This window comes from Ureibacillus suwonensis (assembly GCF_042655065.1).
Classification (GTDB): Bacteria; Bacillota; Bacilli; order Bacillales_A; family Planococcaceae; genus Ureibacillus; species Ureibacillus suwonensis.
This window is the reverse complement of record NZ_JBHSNQ010000174.1, coordinates 1-19302: the sequence shown is the minus strand read 5'-3', so window position 1 is coordinate 19302 and position 19302 is coordinate 1. Positions and strand designations below refer to the sequence as shown.

Below are 19302 nucleotides of genomic sequence, written 5' to 3'. Positions count from 1 at the left end.
GCGCTTCGGTGTGTTATCCGGTATTAGCACGCGTTTCCGCGAGTTATCCCGGTCTATAGGGCAGGTTACCCACGTGTTACTCACCCGTCCGCCGCTAACCAATTAAAAAGCAAGCTTTCTAATTGGTTCGCTCGACTTGCATGTATTAGGCACGCCGCCAGCGTTCGTCCTGAGCCAGGATCAAACTCTCCATAAAAGAAAATTTGATTAGCTCAAACTTTTGTCCGTATCCAATCCGTCAACGAGGGTCAACGAATTGAAAAATTTATAACATTAACGTTTCGGTGTTCAGTTTTCAAGGTTCATCAAACTTTCATTTTTGAAACAGCTTTTATATCATAAAACTTTTATTTCTCGATGTCAACAAGTTTTTTCTAAGCTGTTATTAAAAAATTCATATCCGTTAAGGACATGTTATAGTGTAAATTAGATTTCAGAAAAAGTCAATTACTTTTTCTGAAAAAATTTCTTAATGCCTTAATATCAAGCACAAACAACATAATACCAATAATAACAATAATTCCACCGATAATTTGTGTTGCAATCAATTTTTCTCCAAAAATAAAGAGTGCCAAGATGGACGCACCTATAGGTTCAAATAATATAGCGATTGAGATGACATTGGCACTGACCCATTTGATGGACCAGTTAAATAATGAATGCCCCAACAGATTCGGAAGAATTGCAAGGAGCAAAAACCAAATCCATGTCGAAAAAGGATATGGTCCAAATGATTCCCCTTTCAATAATACATAGAAAAACAAACATATTGTACTAATCGAGTACACAACCATCGTATATGTAATTAAAGAAATTCTTTTCCTTACCTCTTGTCCAAATAAAAAATATCCCGTTACCAAAACGCAAGCAATAAGTGCCAGCAGATCTCCAAACAAGGCGCTGCCGCTGATATTAAAATCTCCCCAACTGATTAAAAAGCTCCCCAAGATTGCGATAATTCCGGATAAAATGGCTTGCATGGTGAGGCGCTCTTTGAAAAATAAATAGGTTCCCGCAAAAGCAAACAACGGCTGCATCGTAACAAGAACCGTCGAACTGGCAACGGATGTGTACCGCAATGATTCAAACCACAAAATGAAATGAAATGCCAAAAAAATGCCGGCAATGATTGAAAACAACCAGTCTCTTTGATATAACATTTTTAATTCATGTACATGATTTTTAAAAAAAGCCGGGGCGATGATCAACACAGAAAAAAGCATCCGGTAAAAAGCGATTGCTCCCGACTCGGCTTCTGCAAGTTTAACAAAAATCGCCGAAAATGATATTGAAATCACACCGATGATAATAGGGATAAACGGGTGGATAGGTGGCTTTTCCATTTTAATTTTCTCCTGATATTCATTTTGTCATTATTTTATTTTCACATGGTTCACCATTCTGTGCAATAAAAAAGGGGGAATGAACAATGCATACTTTAAGCATGGTGATACGGCACGAAGACCTTCTGAAATTGGCGATTGCCGCTCTATTAAGTTTAATTATTGGAATCGAGAGAGAATTAAAGAAAAAGCCCGTAGGATTAAAAACCTGTTTAGTGATTTCCACTTTCAGCTGTTTATTAACAATCATTTCGATTGATACTGCATATAGCACCCCTCCCCGGGATGAAATCAACATCACCATGGACCCTCTTAGACTCGCAGCCCAAATCGTCAGCGGTATCGGCTTTTTAGGTGCTGGTGTGATATTAAGAAGAGGAAATGACAGCATTACCGGTTTAACAACCGCGGCAATTATCTGGGGAGCAGCCGGAATTGGAATTGCTGTTGGCGCAGGATTTTATTTAGAAGCGGTAACTACGGTAATAATCGTTGTTGTCGGGATTAAAGTGGTTGCACCGTTCCTGATGAAAATTGGGCCAAAGCGCATCCGGATGCGTGAACTTTACTTGAAAGCCCGCATTCCAAAAAAGGAAAATATCGAGGATTTATTGAAGTTCATGGTAGATCAGGAAATGGTTATTGATAATATTCGAATCACAGGCGATAATCTTAATTACGATGTAGTGATCCGTTTTTCTACTTTATTAAAGGAAAATACTTATACGGTTTTTGACACCTTCCAGGCTCTGCCCTATATCCAAAAAATCGAAATTGAAATTTTATCTTAAAACATTCGGAGGAAATCAATGAAAGAAATTATCAAACTACTGAAAAACGGAAATAAACCGTCATTATCTGCGGCTATTGTCAATTTATTATTGGGAAGCATCAAAGGGGTCGCTTATTTTTTTACCGGAAATGTAGCAATGTTTGCGGAAATGATGCACTCGTTGGGAGATGCAGCAAACCAATTTTTCGTTTTTATCGGCTCGGCTTTATCGAAAAAAGCGCCGACAAAACAGTTTCCAAACGGATTTGGCCGGGTCGTAAACCTCGTTTGTTTGGGAGCGGTGATCGTCGTTGCCATTCTTTCATATGAAACGGTGAAAGAAGGATTGCATCATTTCTTGCATCCGAACGAACAATCGGGAGAAATCCTGCTTCCTCTTGGAGTATTATTGTTGGGTACGATTTTAGAAGGCTTTGTTTTACAAAAAGCGGCGAAGGAAATTTTACATGAAGTGGGACAATCAGCGTCGATCTTTACAGCAATACCAAAATCGGTCGCATATCTAAAACGGGCAAAACCCGCGACCAAACTGGTATGGATGGAAGATGCCGTCGCAACCTCAGGTAATGTGCTTGCATTTTTAGCCATCATTATCGCCTATTACACGGGCTTTCATGAATTGGAAGGTTTAGTATCCATAATCATCGGAGGGATGATGTTCTTTGTGGTTGGAAAGGTATTTCTTGATAATGCCCGCGGCGCGATCGGCGAAACTGACGAAGAGATGCTGATTCATATCGGAAACTTGGTGATGAAAGATCCCCATGTGAAAGATATTGAACGGCTCGAAGTCGTAAAAGAAGGGGAATTCCTTCATGTAGAACTCATCGCAGAGACAGATCCGAAGCTCTCCCTTGAATATTTGGATCAAGTCCGGGATCACTTGGTCGAATTAATTTTAGCCCAAAAAGGCGTTACAAAAGTGACCCTTGCCTTCGATAAAGATGACGATATCTCCGAATGGAACCATCATTTGAATTCAGAAGGTTCGCCAAATGAATAAAAAGGCAAGATCAATAAGTCGACTCATCATGATGGATTGGATTTTTATCGCACAAAAAGGCTGTCCCGAAAACTTTCCGCCTTCGGACAGCCTGCCGCTATTTTATAGGGACATTCTAAAAATTTCCCTGACATCTTCTTCATCAAGCACTTTAAAGGTGCCAATCGGACCGTTCGCCATCGCTTTTCCCACTAAAACATCCAGCTTCGAATCATCAATGCCGTAATCTTTCAACCGGCTTGGGGCTCCTAGAGTTGTCCAAAATGCTTTCAGACGCTCAATGCCTTCCAATGCAATTTCTTCATCAGATTTATTTGAAGGATCCACCTGAAATACTTTTGTTGCAAGGCGGGCAAAACGGGCGGGATTGACATGCATGACATGTTTCATCCAGTTCGGGAACAGGATGGCAAGTCCGCCGCCATGGGGAATATCATAAACGGCTGAAACAGCATGTTCAATTTCATGGGTTGCCCAATCCCCTTCCGAACCCATTGAGAGCATTCCATTCAAGGCGATTGTTCCGGAAAGCAAAATCGTCTCCCGCAATTCATAGTTTTCCAAATCCTCCACCAACTTCGGTGCCGTTTCAATTACGGTTCTGAGCACCCCTTCACACAGTTCGTCCATGATTAATGTATTTTCCGCATCATGGAAATATTGTTCGAATACATGGGACATCATATCGACAATGCCATACACCGTTTGGTCTTTCGGCACCGTCATTGTATAAGTTGGATCGAGTATCGAGAATTTTGGAAACACCTTGCCGCTTGACCAGCCGTATTTTTCTTTTGTTGCTCCATTCGTAATAACGGAATTGGCGTTCATTTCCGAACCGGTTGCAGCCAGCGTCAACACCGTCCCCAGCGGCAATGCATCCTTCACTGGTACTTGATTTGTGACGATTTTCCACGGGTCTTCCTCAAGCTTGGCTCCGGCGACAATCAGTTTCGAACAATCAATGACGGAACCTCCGCCGACTGCAAGGACAAAATCGATGGATTCCCGTTTGCAAATCTCGATGCCTTTCCTTGCTGTTTCCACTCTTGGATTTGGTTCCACACCGCCTAACTCAAAGACGTTTAAATCAAGTTCATTCAAAATTGAAATGACTTCATCATAGATCCCATTTCTTTTTATGCTTCCGCCGCCATATACCAAAAGGATATTTCGTCCGTACCTCGGCAACTCTTTTTTTAATTGGCGGATCTCCCCTTTCCCAAAATATAAACGAACCGGATTTTTAAACGTAAAGCTGTTCATCCAACCTCTCTCCTTTTTGCAAAAGTATCAATTGACAATTCCACCAAAAATAAGCGAATAACACCATTTTTCATCAAAGAAAAATGGTGTTACAAACTGTTAGAAGCTCATCTGATTCCGATTCAATTGTTCATTATACCCAGCCGCGGAATCGGCAGGCTTCGGCTGTGCGGCGAACACCGACCATGTAAGCGGCAAGCCGCATATCAATATTTCGGCTCTGTGCTGTTTGATAAACATTTTCGAAGGCGTTCACCATTCTTTCGCGCAATTTTTCTTTCACTTCTTCAGCGGACCAATAGTAGCCTTGGTTATTTTGAACCCATTCGAAGTAGGAAACAGTTACGCCGCCTGCGGATGCCAATACATCCGGCACCAATAAAATGCCGCGTTCAGTAAGGATTTTTGTAGCTTCTGTCGTCGTTGGACCATTGGCCGCTTCCACAACAATTTTCGCTTTAATATTTGGTGCATTTTCAGCGGTAATTTGGTTTTCGATTGCCGCCGGAACAAGTATGTCGCAGTCCAATTCCAGCAATTCTTTATTCGTGATGGTATTCTCAAACAGTGTTGTTACGGTACCAAAGCTGTCTCTGCGATCAAGCAGATAGTCGATATCCAAACCGTCCGGATCGTATAAGGCGCCGTAAGCATCGGAAATCCCAATGACTTTTGCACCCAAGTCGCTCATGAATTTCGCCAAGAAACCGCCGGCATTTCCGAATCCTTGAATGACTACCCGGGCATCTTTGATATCAATTCCTCGCTTTTTCGCCGCTTCCTGAATGACAATGGTTACCCCTTCTGCCGTTGCCCGGTCGCGTCCTTGTGAACCACCTAAAACAATCGGTTTTCCTGTGATGAATCCAGGGGAATTGAATTCGTCAATCCGGCTATACTCGTCCATCATCCAAGCCATGATTTGCGCATTCGTAAATACATCCGGAGCCGGGATATCCTTCGTCGGACCGACAATTTGGCTGATTGCACGGACATAACCGCGGCTCAATCGTTCAAGTTCCCCCATGGACATTTGCCGAGGATCGCAAACGATACCGCCTTTTCCTCCGCCATACGGCAAATCAACAATCCCGCATTTTAATGTCATCCACATAGAAAGCGCTTTCACTTCATCTTCAGTTACATCCGGATGGAAACGTATACCCCCTTTTGTTGGCCCCACAGCATCGGAATGTTGGGCGCGGTAGCCGGTAAATACTTTTGTTGTCCCATCATCCATTTTTACCGGGATGCGCACCTTCAACACGCGAAGCGGTTCTTTCAATAATTCATACATCGCTTCATCATATCCAAGCCTGTATAATGCCTCTTTAATCACTTCCTGCGTAGAAGTTAGAAGATTAACATTTTCAGCCATACCTACTCGCCTCTTTTAACTCAATTATTTATTATTTTTTTAAGAACAATCCTTACTTTCATATTAACATATTTGTCACAAAACATGTTAATGGTACTAGGCAATTCCCATTTTAATAATGTCCTTCCATTGGTACAACCATTTTATTATATAAGTCATTCATTAATTTATTTACCCTATTTTTCATTTAGAATACATTTTTCAAAAAAATAAAGCAGGCGCTCAAAAACGCCTGCTTGTTGTTTTTATTACAATGTTTCAGAAAGGGTTTTGGCTTGCATATGAAGAAGCAAGTAATCCGGACCGCCGGCTTTGGAGTCTGTACCTGACATGTTGAATCCTCCAAATGGCTGATAACCGACGATGGCTGCTGTACATCCACGGTTGAAATACAAGTTACCTACATGGAAGTCTTCCGCAGCTTTTTGCAAATGGAAGCGATTATTTGAAATGACAGCGCCTGTCAATCCATAAACCGTGTTGTTTGCGATTTCAATCGCTTCATCAAAATCTTTCGCTTTCGTCATTGCAAGAACCGGACCAAAGATTTCTTCCTGCATGATGCGAGCGTTTGGATCCACATCAGCAAAAACTGTCGGATGGATGAAATAACCTTTCGAATCATCATATTGTCCGCCAGCAACTAAGCGGCCTTCTTTTTTACCGATTTCAATATACTCAGTGATTTTCTTGAATGCACCTGCATCGATAACAGGGTTTACATATGTTTCCACGTTTGCAGGATCGCCCACAATAAGTTCATTTGTCAATTCCGCAACACGTTCAACCACTTTATTGTACGCTTCGTCGCCTACAATGATGGCGCGGGAGCATGCGGAACATTTTTGGCCGCTGAATCCGAAAGCGCTCGCCACGATGGATTGTGCCGCCAATTCCAAATCCGCGTTTTCCGCATCATCCACAACGATTGAATCTTTACCGCCCATTTCCGCAATCACGCGTTTGAGCCAAATTTGGCCTTCATTAACGGCTGCAGCGCGCTGGTTGATGCGAATACCCACATCGCGGGAACCTGTAAAACTGATGAAGCGTGTACGAGGGTGATCCACCAAATAATCGCCCACTTCTGAACCAGGGCCAGGAATGTAGTTTACGACACCTGGAGGCATACCCGCTTCTTCAAGAATTTCCATAAACTTATAAGCAATGATTGGCGTTGTGGAAGCCGGTTTTAATAGCACTGTATTGCCGGTAACCATCGCTGCCACTGTTGTTCCCACCATGATGGCAAACGGGAAGTTCCATGGTGAAATGACAACACCGACACCTAATGGAATATATACATATTTATTAATTGTTCCCGGATCTGATTCCACCGGTTTTCCTTTAGCCAACTCCAACATTTGGCGTCCATAGTATTCCAAGAAATCGATACCTTCTGCAATGTCTGCATCCGCTTGTACCCAAGGCTTAGCCGCTTCTTTTGTCAACCATGCAGACAGTTCAAATTTACGGCGACGTACGATGGCTGCGGCTTTGAATAAAACTTCCGCACGGATTACAGGATCGACTTTTTTCCAAGTATTGAACGTTTTATCCGCAATTTGCATCGCTTTTTCAGCGATTTCTTTATTCGCTTTTGAAACGCGGCCAACTACTTCTGTTTTATTTGCCGGATTATAAGAAACGATTTTATCTTCCGTTGTTATTCTTTCTCCGCCAACAATCAAAGGATAATCCTTACCTAATTCACTTTCCACTTTTTTCAAAGCATCAAGATACTTTTGGCGATTTTCTTCAATTGAAAAATCTGTTAGTGGTTCATGTTTGTAGGGAATCACTATTACTCCTCCTTTAAAATTTGTAGTGCAAAGAATATTTGCACTAATTAAATAATCGTATATAATAATAATGCAAAATATTGTTGCATTTTTCAATAATTATTACAGTATCGTAAAAAATTTTTTTGAGGTGTTATCGATGTCTTTCAATGATGAACAGCTGCTAAAACTATATGAATTCGCGGTTGAACATGTTTCAGTCGGCATTCATGCGGTAGACGCGGAAGGACGTACAATTTTGTACAATCAAAAAATGAAAGAAATTGAAGGATTTGATATTGAAGATATTTCCGATCGTTCCATTTTGGAACTTTTTGCATTCCGCTCCAATGACAGTGCCCTGCTCCGTGTTTTAAAAACCGGCATCAAGGAAATGAATGTAAAACAAACCTATTGGAACAGATATGGGCATGAAATTACTACTATTAATGATACGTACCCGATTTTCGACGGTGAAAAACTCATAGGAGCCATTGAATTCGCCCGGGACATTACCTCCCTGGAAAAATTGATTTACCAGCCACTGCGCAGATATGGAGAACCATTGACCTTTGACGTCATCACAGCAATATCGGAACCGATGCAAATCGTGAAAGAAAACGCCAAAAAAACTGCCCGTGCCCGAATCCCTGTATTGCTGATCGGGGAATCCGGGACAGGAAAGGATTTGATCGCGGAAGGAATCCATCACGAACTTCAGCCGAAAAACGATGAGTTTGTCACCCTTTTCAGCAGAAGGCCGAATCAAATCGAAAGATTAAAAACATATTTAAAACAGGACAAATCTTACACCTTTTTCTTTGAGCGCCTCGAATTTTATACCCTTGAAGATCAAAAGGAATTGCTGAAACTGTTAAAGGGGATGCCCCCGGAAAAACATATGCTGATCGGCAGTGTGGGAGGAGACCCGATTGATTTGATCAGCAACAAACAATTGCTCAAAGACTTATATTATTATTTTGCTTCCATGAGTATTTCTATACCCGCATTACGCGAACGAAAAGAAGACATTAAACCTTTCGTCGATGATTACTTTTCAAGGCACCGGGAACGTTTCAATTCAAACATCCAGGGACTTGCGGATGATGTAATGGAAATGTTTCTGGAATACGACTGGCCAGGAAATCTGAAAGAATTGGAACTATTGTTGGATGAAATCGCATCAATGATTACAAACGAAAAGTACGTTACCTATGAAATGCTGCCTCTTCATTTCCGATTTAAATTGCAGCAGCAAAATGAAAAAATCAAAAAACCGGATTTTTTCCTCCTTCAGCCGAACAAAGAATTGCTGCCATTAAACGAATATTTGAAAGAGGCCGAAAAATATTATTTGCATCATGCATTAAAAATGAACGAAGGCAATATTACAAAAACTGCCCAAGCCTTGGGCATGACAAGGCAAAACTTGCAATACCGGTTAAGAAAAATGAAAGAATAAAAAATCCCAAAAGCGCCATCGCTTTTGGGATTTTTTTATTGTCCTCTTTCGATCCAATCTTGAAGTTTTTCTTTCAATGTTTGGAATCCATTTGCATCTTGTTCATTTAAACGTTCCTGTAAAGATTTCTTTGGATTCTTTTCCACTTTCTTTTGTGGTGGGTCTTGCAGTGCACGGGTAGATAAGCTGATTTTTTCGTTACGTTCATCTATATCAAGAATTTTCACTTGAATTTCGTCGCCAATTTTAAAAAAATCTTCTATGTTCCGAACGTAACCGTAAGTAATTTCAGAAATGTGTACAAGACCTTGCGTTTCTTCATCCAATGCCACAAAAGCTCCGTACGGTTGAATCCCTGTCACCTTTCCCGTTACAACGTCACCTACTTTATATTTTTTTTTCATGTTTGTTCCTACTTTCTTTCACTTACATATATATATCATGTTAAATTATAACATAATGAATGTATACGGAACAAAGAATCACCCTATTTTGAAAAAAACTTCCAACTTTATATGTTTCAACCAAATTTCCCCAATACCTGACGAGCTCCTGAATCTGTAAAATAGTTGAAAAATTACAAAAAATTAAAAGTGTCTCTTACAACAAAAGACACTTTTTTATATAATACTTTTAGCTTCAAATTTAATCGCTATCAATTGGTATGCCATTTCAACGCAATCTTCGAAAGGAATCCAGATTTCAAAGGATTGCTCGTACACTTTTTGGATCACCCGTGCGAGCTCTGTCGGATCATCGATTTCTTGCAAAGCAAGAATGACATCGCTCGATTCAAGCTCATATGCATCTTCTCCAATTTGAAAAGGGTCCCATTTCATTAAAGCGAGCTTGGCCTTTTTGTTCATTAATACGTTCTCCACAATTTCACCTTGCATTATTCTATATTTTCCTTCTTATGATATCATATAATCATTATATTTAAAGATAAAAATTAAATAGGAAAGAGTGGTAATCGTGACTTTTAACTTTGATGAAATATATGAAAGAAGAAATACCAGCAGTTTGAAATGGGACAAATTTAAAGATCGCTATCGCGCAAAGTACGCTGTGGAAGATATAGACAATGTTTTGCCAATGTGGGTGGCGGATATGGACTTTGCCGTTCCGCAAGTGGCGATTGACGCCATCAAAAAACGATTGGATCATCCAATTTTTGGATACTCCTACATAAGCGATGCGTGCAAAGAAGCCATTCAACAATGGTTCAAACGCCGCCATAATTGGCATATCAATAAAGAAGCGTTGATTTTCCACAGCGGGGTCGTTCCAGCAATTGCAACTATTCTTGAAACTTTCACGGAACCGGGAGATAAAGTATGCATATCCACTCCGGTATATCCTCCGTTCTTCAACATTCCAAAAGGACTGAAACTGGAAGTCGTGGAATGCGATTTAACGGAAAGCGAAGACCAAATTTACGAATATGACTTTGATAAATTAGAAGAGGCCTTTAAATCAGGGGTAAAAGCGTATGTGTTATGCAGCCCTCATAATCCAGGAGGAGTCGTTTGGTCAAAAGAGACGCTGGAAAAACTCGTTCAGCTATGCATCAAATACGATGTGCTGCTCATTTCCGATGAAATCCATGCAGACATTGTGTTTGACGGACACCAACACATCCCGACAATGACGGTGGAAGGTGCCGATCAGGCAAAAATTGTTGCCTGCATTGCCCCAACCAAAACTTTCAACCTGGCCGGGCTTCATGCGGCAATGATTGTGGCGGAAAATCCAAAATTGAGAAATGCGATACTCAGAAACAAAACGGCCCATGGGTTGGATGATTGGAATGCCCTTGCCGCTGCGGGAGTTCAAGCGGTGTATGAAAAAGGCGAAGAATGGCTGGATGAAATGATTCAATACGTTTCCAGAAACATCCAATACTTAGAACAAGAATTAAATCAATTGGATGGCGTTAGGGTCATCCGCCCGCAAGCCTCTTACCTCGTTTGGATCGACTATCGTGGAACAGGGCTTTCCGAAGAAGAAATGATGGATCGTCTCTTAAATAAAGGGAAACTGGCATTGGAGCCAGGAACAAAATATAGCGAAGCAGGCCGCGGTTACCTCCGCATCAACCTGGCATGTCCGTTTGAAACAGTCAAAGAAGGCGTGGAACGTTTCAAAAAAGCTTTATCTTAATATAACGTTTAATAGAAAAAACATCATTTTCTCTGTGCAGAAAATGATGTTTTCATTTTATTCCCATTATTATGTTACTATTGTTCTACCTTCCATTTATATTATAATGATAAAAAAACGAATTTCTAATTATTCAAAAATTACTTGAAAATGGGGTTATTACAATCAAAGACGTGATGAGAAAGAAATTGCCTCTTCGTACAACAATGTTCTTATTTTCTTTTGTAATTGTGCTGTTTTCCATTATGACAAGCGGGGCCATCATGATTCACAATATTGCCGGCGCCTTTGAGAAAGAGTTTGGATCACGGGCAATCGCCATCGCCCGAACCGTCGCCCAATTGGAAGAAGTTCAGACAACGGTCGGGACGGAAAAAGGATTTGAAGTCATCCAGCCGATTGCGGAACGGGTCCGTTTAGCAACCGATGTGGACTACATCGTGATTTTCGATATGAAAGGTGTCCGTTATTCCCACCCATCGGAAAGCAGAATCGGAACCATTAACGAAGAAATAATGAAAAATGCGGCATATTCCCAACACGAGTACATATCAAAAGCTTTTGGGGTACAAGGTTTTTCCATCCGCGCATTCGTACCGATCATGAATCCCGAGGCTACAAGACAAGTCGGGGTGATCACCGTCGGAATCATAACTCCGAAGTGGCAACATTTAGTCGAAGAGTATCAATCGGATATATACATCTCTTTATTTTGGGGATTATTGATCGGTCTTGTTGGATCCATATTGATCGCCAATCATATCAAACGGCAAACATTAAATCTGGAACCTTCCGAAATTGCCCGTATTGTGGAGGAACGTTCCGCCATTATGCAGGCGATGGACGTCGGGCTTCTTGCCACGGATGGCAAAGGCAATATTACGTATATGAACCATTTGGCAAGAAAATATACCCATTTTTTTGGAAAAAGAGGAACTTTGAAAGAAGTGTTTCAGAATACTTGGTTAGGAGAAGAACATATAGAAAAGCAGGATGGTTACCGGCCGCTGTCAATGTTTAACCAGATGTATCTGGTCCGCATCTTCCCATTAAAAATTCATGATAAAAACGCCGGTTCCCTCATTGTCATCACTGACCGGAAAGAAGCGCATACATTAGCGGAAGAATTGACTGGGGTAAAAACGCTTGTTGACACCCTCCGAGCCAAACATCATGAATTTCTCAACCGCCTGCACAGTATTGCGGGGTTGATTCAACTCAACCGGAATGAAGAAGCCATCAGTTTAATATTGGATGAAATTACCGATGAAGAAAGTGTCTTTCAAAAAATTAAAGACAAAATTCAAGACTATTCCATTCAAGGATTGCTCATAGGCAAATTTTCAAGAGCGAAGGAGCTGGGGGTGGAACTCACCTTAAGCGACGATTCTTACTTATTTGATTATGTTACCGGTTTTTCCAGCGGCGACTTGATCACCATCATCGGAAATCTGCTGGATAATGCCATGGAAGCTTGTCTATCAAAAGAAGAAAAGTTTGTGGATATCCTCATCCAAGGGGACAAACATTACTTATATATCGAAGTTCAGGACAATGGAGCAGGAATTCAAAAACCGGTGGAGCGGATTTTTGACTATGGTTTTACAACGAAAAATAAAGCTGGCCATGGAATCGGATTGGCGTTGGTAAAACAAATTGTCGAATCAAATCATGGAACAATTCAAGTGTTTTCGGAAGTGGGTGTCGGAACAACGATGATTGTACAAGTTGGGAGGAATGAACAATGAAAGATATTCGGGTCTTGATTGTGGAAGATGATCCAATGGTACTCGAAGTAAACAAAAGTTTTCTAATGAAAACAAAGGGGTTTTCCCTCGCCGGAGAAGCTCAATCAGGTGAACAAGCCTATCAGGAAATCAAGGAAAAAATGCCCGATTTAATCCTTTTGGATATGTATTTGCCGGATATTTCCGGACTGGAGCTATTTTACAAAATTCGAAATGAACGCCTCCCGGTTGACATCATTATGATTACGGCAGCACGAGATGCAAAAACCGTTCAAGAATTGACGCGTTTGGGAGCTTTCGATTATTTGGTGAAACCGTTCCGCCTGGAGAGATTCCAACAAGCATTGGAAAATTACGCCCGCTCCCGAAAGAAATTGACCACGAAAGACGAATTGAAACAGGATGACATTGACGAATATTATGGCACTACTTCTTTTGAGACACAGAAGGAACTTCCAAAAGGACTTAATGAAATCACGATGAAACAAATCACCGACAAGTTGAAGGAAATCAACGAACCGGTGACCGCTGAACAGTTGGCTCAAAATACGGGCATGGCGAGGGTCACTGTAAGAAAATATTTGGACTATCTCGCAAGTATCAGCGAAGTGAAAATCGATTTAAAATACGGTACAGTCGGCCGTCCAACCAAATATTATTCTCTTTGATAAGAGCTCAAAATGCTCTTATTTTTTTACCCGCACATGTATTATAACAGTCGTTATTCCAGAATAACTGTTGTATACCAAAAAGAACAAAATGTTCATTAACACCATAATATTGAGAATTTTCATTTTTCAATTAACATGAAATTAACGTTAGAAAAGAGGATTTGAATGAGAAACTTATTAAAAGTGTTCATGTATTGTATTTTGTTAGCGATTCCATTTCTAACGCTTGCATGCACTCAGTATGATGATTATCCCGAAGATTTGGAGCAACTGAGTGAAGATGAGCGGCTTGTCATCCGTTTCTCCCATGTTGTCGGAGAGGATACACCGAAAGGAATGGCCGCCCGTAAATTTGCCGAACTCATTAAAGAACGGTCCAATGGCCGGATCGAAGTTCAAGTTTTCTCAAATGGAACCCTTTACAAAGATGTGGAAGAATTGAATGCGCTCCTTAACGGGAATATCCAAATGATTGCCCCTGCCATTTCAAAGCTGACCGACTTGGTCCCTGAACTTTCGGTTTATGATCTTCCCTACGCCTTTGATTCAATGGAGGAAGTTCATGAGTTCACCGAAAGCAAGGCGGGAAATCAATTGAAGAACCTGTTGAAACAACATAATCTGATCGTTCTCGGCTTATGGGACAGCGGTTTTAAACAAATCAGCAACGACACCCGGCCGATCGAACATTACAAAGATTTGAAAGGCATCCGAATGCGCATCATGCAAAGCGATATTTTGGCTGAACAATATCGCACTGTTGATGCATTGCCAAGAAAAATCGATTTCAACACCGTCTTTCAATCGCTGCAAAAAGGCGATGTGGAAGGACAAGAAAATACATTGACAAACATCACAAGCAAAAATCTCTATTCATTGCAAAAATACTTGACGATATCCGATCACGGTTACTTAGGATATTTCCTGCTCTTCAATTATGATTTTTGGAAGAAATTATCAACGGAAGATCAAGAACTCATCAAAGAGACTCTTGAAGAAGTTCAAGAATGGCAATGGCAAATTGCAAAAGAATTGAACGATCAAAAACTGCAGGAAATTGAAGATTGCCGATGCATTCAAATCCATTATTTGTCGGAAGAAGAGAAAAAAGACTGGGAGAAACGTTTCTCTCCTGTATATGACTACTATAAACAGCATTTTGGAAACTACTATATTCAAAATCTTCCGAAATATAAAGATGTCAAATAGGTTAAAGAGAGCTTTTTGCTCTATTAACAATAAATTACTATCAAACTTTTTAAGGGGGATTCACATCATGAAGAAATGGCTATTAGCCACGATTTTAGGGGTGTTGGCACTTGCGCTTGCTGCCTGTGGCGGCGACAGTTCCAGCAGTGATGACAAGAAATCTAGTGATGAGTACACTGCAGACAAACCGCTTGTCATCAAGTTCTCTCACGTAACAGCTCAAGATAGTGTAAAAGGTAAAGCTGCTGATTATTTTGCACAATTAGTGGATGAAAAAACAGAAGGTAAAGTAAAAGTTGAAGTGTATCCAGCTTCCCAATTATACGGGGATGCAGACGAACTTGATGCGTTAGTATCAGGGAACGTACATATGATCGCTCCTTCTGTAACAAAAATGGTAAAACTTGATCCACGTTGGCAATATGTTGATATGCCATATTTATTCGAAAGTGAAGAACATGTTCAAAAATTCTTTGATTCTGAATTGGCTCAAAAATTATTCAACTCAGATCAATTGGCAGCAAACGATATTAAAGGGATGGCATTCTGGCCAAACGGATTCAAACATTTCTCCAACAACAAACATCCATTGGTAAAACCTGAAGACTTCAAAGGTTTGAAATTCCGTACACAAGCTGGACAAGTATTGGAAGCTCAATTTGAAGCATTAGGCGCAGGTTCTGCGACAATCGCCTTTGGTGAAACTTACGCTGCTCTTCAACAAGGAACAGTTGATGGCGCGGAAAACCCATTCAACAACTTTGATACAATGAAATTCTATGAAGTTCAAAAATATTTATCTACAACACAACATGGTCGTCTTGACTATGCGATTTTCGTAAACAAATCTTTCTGGGAATCAATGCCTGAAGATTTACGTGCAAAAGTGGAAGAAGCGCTTGCTGAAGCTACGAAATATGCTCAAGATTTGGCGGCTGAAGAAAACCAAAAATCTTTCGAAAAAATCAAAAGCTTAGGCACAGTGGAAGTATATGAAATGACTGATGAAGAGCGTGCAGCTCTTAAAGAAGCGTTACAACCTGTTTATGATAAATTCGAAGATGTTATTACAAAAGAATTAATTGATGGCATCAAGGCTTTAGCTGAATAAAAAATTCCCTGAAACACAATCTTTTCCCTAACGATTCGAGTGTCGATGCATTTCGGCACTCCCTCTTTTTTCACTTTAAAATAAAGGAGTTGAGACAATTGAAAGTGTTAATGAAAATTTGGGCTTGGTTTGAGGAAATCTTCTCGGGTCTTTTTTTTGGCGCCGGTGTCCTCTTAATCTTCTACGGAGTATTTATGCGATATGTTTTAAACCATCCCCAGGCATGGGTTGAAGAGGTGGCAAGATATTCAATCATTTGGGGCACTTTCCTGGGCTTCGGTATGGCATTAAAACACAATCAGCACATTCAAGTGGATATTTTATACGACCGTTTAAACCCTGCCGGAAAATATATTCTCAATCTTGTAGCAACCGCGTTGAGCATTATATTCTGTCTGATTTATACATATTACGGATGGAATCTGGTCTCTGCTCGACTCAATTCTGGAATGGTATCTCTTGAAGTGGGCATCCCTATGTGGATTGTTTACCTGATACTACCAATTTCAGGAGTGCTTTTCTTGCTTCGATTTATCGAACGGTTGGTAAACATTCTGCGTAGAAAGGATGAAGAATATGCTAACCCTCTTAATTAGTTTCTTTATATTAGTATTCTTGCGGGTTCCTATAGCAATCAGTTTGGCCTTATCTACCATTTTAATGTTATTTATGTCCGATTTTAATATGAACATGATGCCTCAACGGATGTTTACCGCACTCGATTCCTTTCCAATGATGGCCATCCCCGGATTCGTACTTGCAGGTGCCATTATGGCCCGCGGCGGAATTTCAAAATATTTGATTGAAGCATTGCGTTCATGGGTCGGGCATCTGCCAGGAGGATTATCCGTTGTAACGATCCTGGCCTGCGGGATTTTCGCCGCCATTTCCGGTTCATCTCCGGCAACGGCCGCTGCCATTGGTTCGATCATGATTCCCGCCCTCATCTCAGCAGGATATAATAAAAGATATGCTTACGGATTGGTTGCCGCCGGCGGAACGCTCGGTATTTTGATTCCTCCAAGCGTCCCTCTCATTATCTACGGTATCACCGCCGAGGAATCAATTGGAAAATTATTCATGGCTGGCGTTATCCCTGGTTTGGGCTTGCTTGCCGTTCTGATTGTCGCTGCCATCGTTTATGCGAAAAAGCAAGGATATCAAGGTGACCAAAAAGCCACTTGGGAAGAACGCGGAAGAAAATCGTTGAAAGCCATTTGGGGTGCATTATTACCGGTATTAATTTTAGGCACTATCTACAAAGGAGTTGTCACTCCAACGGAATCTGCCGTGATTGCGGTCGTTTACGGACTCATCGTTTCTATTTTCATTTACCGTGAGTTGAGCTGGAAAGATTTCCGCCATGTGATGGTTGAATCCATTAACGTAACAGCGATGATTTTCCTTATTATCGGAGCTGCCTCATTATTCGGTTTATATATGACAAACGAACAAGTCCCTCATAAAGTCGGTCAATGGATTGCGGAAAGCGACATGAACAAATGGGTATTCATGTTGATCGTCAACTTCCTGTTCTTTATTTTGGGCATGTTCTTGGAAGCGGTATCGATTATTTTGATCACTTTGCCGATTTTATTACCGATATTAAAACATTTCGGTATCGATTTATATCACTTCGCCATTATCATGGTAATCAACTTGGAACTTGGTATGATCACACCTCCAGTTGGTTTAAACTTGTTCGTCGTTGCGGGTATTGCGAAAGAAAAATTGGGGGAAGTCGTTCGGGGCGTAATTCCATTCATTGTATTGATGATTGCATACTTGATCGTCGTCATCCTCTTCCCTCAATTATCGCTATGGCTGCCATTCGGAACCGGAAAATAACACTGGAAACTTGGCGGACATTTTCGACCGTGTCCTCTGAAGTTTAAAAAGAGGGTGTTCACAAATGGAAACAAAGGGGTATCAATTGAATGAGGTAGGCTACTGGCGCATCGTTGCAGGCCTCGGGTTGGCATCAACCTTTATTTTTGCAAGCTTTTATTCCTTTCAACCGCTCATTCCTGTATTTGAAAAGGAGTTTTCCATTTCAGTGACGTACTCCAGCTTGACCATGTCACTGGCAACGTTGTCCTTGATTTTCGGGCTGATTGTTTTAGGGTTTTTTTCTGACAGAAATGGACGAGTCGTATTTATCAAACTTTCCGTCCTTTTATCGATTCTTCCATTTCTTGTCATGCTTTTTGTTGAAAAATACTGGGTGATCTCCCTTTTGCGATTTATCCAAGGATTCACTTTGGCCGGAGTGCCTGCTGCATCTCTTGCATATATCGGAGAGGAAATCGAATCGAAAGTGCGGAATCTGGCCACATCCATCTATATTTCTACAAATGCGCTTGGCGGGATGATCGGACGGTTTCTTGCGGGGTATCTTTCAGAAACTTATAGTTGGCAATCAGCCATTACAATCATTATGATTTTTGGCATTTGCGTGTTTATTTTTGTGCTCATCGCTTTGCCAAAATCGAAATTTTTCGTCCCAAGTGCAGTAAGTTTTTTGGAAGATTTGAAAGGTTTCGGTTATCATCTAAATAACCCGATTTTACTTCTGTTATTTGGATTGGGAATCGTATTGCAAATCACATTTACCGGAACGTGGACGTACCTTCCGTTCCAATTGGCACAACCGCCTTTTTCCATGTCCCTGGACTCCATTTCCTTTTTGTATTTTGCCTATGCCTTCGGGATTATTGGAGCACCGATTGCAAGCTGGCTCTCAAATAAATTCACATTAGAAAAAGTGCGGACCTTTGCGATCTTCTTTCTTTCTTTCGGCGTATTGTGCACATTGCATTCTTCTCTCTTTGTCGTATTGTTTGGTTTGTGTGTGGTTTGTTTCGGCTTTTTCACAGCCCATTCATTAACTGCCGCAAGTGTGGGCAAAACCGCGACCCATTTGAAAGGAAGCGCATCAAGCCTTTATTTGGTTGCTTATTACATCGGGGTTGCATCCGGAAGCACTCTTGTCGCTCCCGTCTATCATCATCTGGGGTGGAAAGGGTTCATCTTAATAACCGTTGCTGTAACTATTTCCTATGTAATATTTTTAAATTTTTCATTAATAAAATACCACCAAAAAAAGAGTTTGGAAAATTAAGGAGATTTTCTTGTTGTTGCATACCATTGGAATATTTCCTAAATATAGAGCAATTTGAAAAGGCTGTCCGAAATGTTTTACGGACAGCCTTTCAAATTATTTGAGTTCTATATGATTTTCCTTATTTTTGTAAGCCCGAAATCAAACAACGCCTATAAATCAATGACACCTCCCTGTAAGATGAAAGTAACAATTACAGAGGAGGTGTTCTTTTTTTGACAACGGAAAAACTCAATATCGTGCCTGTAAAATT

Annotated in this window: 17 protein-coding genes and 1 rRNA gene; 11 read left to right on the top strand and 7 right to left on the bottom strand. The window is 40.8% G+C overall.

Annotated elements, in window-relative coordinates; genetic code table 11:
• Positions 1–196, bottom strand: a 16S ribosomal RNA gene (locus ACFPOH_RS13155); the annotation flags it as partial.
• Between the two features lie 247 nt (positions 197–443).
• Positions 444–1343, bottom strand: a complete 900-nt coding sequence (locus ACFPOH_RS13150) for a DMT family transporter (protein ID WP_342468855.1) — start codon at positions 1341–1343, stop codon at positions 444–446.
• Between the two features lie 86 nt (positions 1344–1429).
• Here ACFPOH_RS13150 and ACFPOH_RS13145 point away from each other — a divergent pair, with 86 nt between their 5' ends.
• Together ACFPOH_RS13145 and ACFPOH_RS13140 are read left to right on the top strand one after the other, a co-directional pair.
• The gene (locus ACFPOH_RS13145) at positions 1430–2134 is read left to right on the top strand and encodes an MgtC/SapB family protein (RefSeq protein ID WP_390310077.1); all 705 of its coding nucleotides are present in this window, start codon (positions 1430–1432) and stop codon (positions 2132–2134) included.
• 18 nt (positions 2135–2152) lie between these two features.
• Complete coding sequence (locus tag ACFPOH_RS13140; protein ID WP_390310075.1) at positions 2153–3139, top strand: cation diffusion facilitator family transporter; 987 nt, start codon at positions 2153–2155, stop codon at positions 3137–3139.
• Between the two features lie 102 nt (positions 3140–3241).
• On the opposite strand, the gene ACFPOH_RS13135 is transcribed toward ACFPOH_RS13140, so the two are convergent.
• The 3 genes from ACFPOH_RS13135 to pruA form a co-directional block, all read right to left on the bottom strand.
• Positions 3242–4405, bottom strand: a complete 1164-nt coding sequence (locus tag ACFPOH_RS13135) for an iron-containing alcohol dehydrogenase (RefSeq protein WP_390310073.1) — start codon at positions 4403–4405, stop codon at positions 3242–3244.
• Positions 4406–4538: 133 nt separating this feature from the next.
• Positions 4539–5783: a Glu/Leu/Phe/Val family dehydrogenase gene (locus tag ACFPOH_RS13130; RefSeq protein ID WP_390310071.1), complete on the bottom strand. Its 1245-nt coding sequence runs from the start codon at positions 5781–5783 to the stop codon at positions 4539–4541.
• Positions 5784–6031: 248 nt separating this feature from the next.
• Positions 6032–7588 carry an L-glutamate gamma-semialdehyde dehydrogenase gene (gene pruA, locus ACFPOH_RS13125; protein ID WP_342471264.1) on the bottom strand — a complete coding sequence of 519 codons (1557 nt, stop codon included), beginning with the start codon at positions 7586–7588 and terminating at the stop codon, positions 6032–6034.
• 136 nt (positions 7589–7724) lie between these two features.
• On the opposite strand from pruA, the gene ACFPOH_RS13120 reads away from it, so the two are divergent.
• Positions 7725–9026 carry an AAA-type ATPase lid domain-containing protein gene (locus ACFPOH_RS13120; protein ID WP_390310069.1) on the top strand — a complete coding sequence of 434 codons (1302 nt, stop codon included), beginning with the start codon at positions 7725–7727 and terminating at the stop codon, positions 9024–9026.
• Positions 9027–9061: 35 nt separating this feature from the next.
• Here the strand turns inward: ACFPOH_RS13120 and yugI are convergent, their stop codons facing one another.
• On the bottom strand, positions 9062–9430 hold the full coding sequence (gene yugI / locus ACFPOH_RS13115; RefSeq protein WP_342468849.1) for a S1 domain-containing post-transcriptional regulator GSP13: 369 nt from the start codon (positions 9428–9430) through the stop codon (positions 9062–9064).
• Between the two features lie 216 nt (positions 9431–9646).
• Positions 9647–9907 carry a DUF1871 family protein gene (locus ACFPOH_RS13110; protein WP_342471263.1) on the bottom strand — a complete coding sequence of 87 codons (261 nt, stop codon included), beginning with the start codon at positions 9905–9907 and terminating at the stop codon, positions 9647–9649.
• Positions 9908–10001: 94 nt separating this feature from the next.
• Here ACFPOH_RS13110 and ACFPOH_RS13105 point away from each other — a divergent pair, with 94 nt between their 5' ends.
• The 8 genes from ACFPOH_RS13105 to ACFPOH_RS13070 all read left to right on the top strand — a co-directional run bounded on the left by ACFPOH_RS13105 (position 10002) and on the right by ACFPOH_RS13070 (position 19049).
• Positions 10002–11189, top strand: coding sequence for a MalY/PatB family protein (locus ACFPOH_RS13105; protein ID WP_390310066.1), 1188 nt, complete (start codon positions 10002–10004; stop codon positions 11187–11189).
• A gap of 188 nt (positions 11190–11377) precedes the next feature.
• Entirely contained in the window at positions 11378–12937 is a 1560-nt protein-coding gene (locus ACFPOH_RS13100) for an ATP-binding protein (RefSeq protein ID WP_390310064.1), read from the top strand.
• The gene (locus tag ACFPOH_RS13095; RefSeq protein WP_390310062.1) at positions 12934–13605 is read left to right on the top strand and encodes a response regulator; all 672 of its coding nucleotides are present in this window, start codon (positions 12934–12936) and stop codon (positions 13603–13605) included. The genes ACFPOH_RS13100 and ACFPOH_RS13095 overlap by 4 nt, the downstream gene beginning before the upstream one ends.
• A gap of 168 nt (positions 13606–13773) precedes the next feature.
• Positions 13774–14817 (top strand): DctP family TRAP transporter solute-binding subunit, encoded by a 1044-nt coding sequence (locus ACFPOH_RS13090; protein WP_390310061.1) that lies wholly within the window; start codon positions 13774–13776, stop codon positions 14815–14817.
• A 67-nt stretch (positions 14818–14884) separates the two neighbouring features.
• Positions 14885–15928 carry a TRAP transporter substrate-binding protein gene (locus ACFPOH_RS13085; RefSeq protein WP_342581688.1) on the top strand — a complete coding sequence of 348 codons (1044 nt, stop codon included), beginning with the start codon at positions 14885–14887 and terminating at the stop codon, positions 15926–15928.
• Positions 15929–16032: 104 nt separating this feature from the next.
• Positions 16033–16524 carry a TRAP transporter small permease gene (locus tag ACFPOH_RS13080; protein ID WP_342471262.1) on the top strand — a complete coding sequence of 164 codons (492 nt, stop codon included), beginning with the start codon at positions 16033–16035 and terminating at the stop codon, positions 16522–16524.
• The gene (locus ACFPOH_RS13075) at positions 16505–17776 is read left to right on the top strand and encodes a TRAP transporter large permease (RefSeq protein ID WP_342468843.1); all 1272 of its coding nucleotides are present in this window, start codon (positions 16505–16507) and stop codon (positions 17774–17776) included. Before ACFPOH_RS13080 ends, ACFPOH_RS13075 begins: the two co-directional genes overlap by 20 nt.
• 64 nt (positions 17777–17840) lie before the next feature.
• Positions 17841–19049 carry an MFS transporter gene (locus tag ACFPOH_RS13070; protein ID WP_390310060.1) on the top strand — a complete coding sequence of 403 codons (1209 nt, stop codon included), beginning with the start codon at positions 17841–17843 and terminating at the stop codon, positions 19047–19049.
• The last annotated feature ends 253 nt before the right edge of the window (positions 19050–19302 follow it).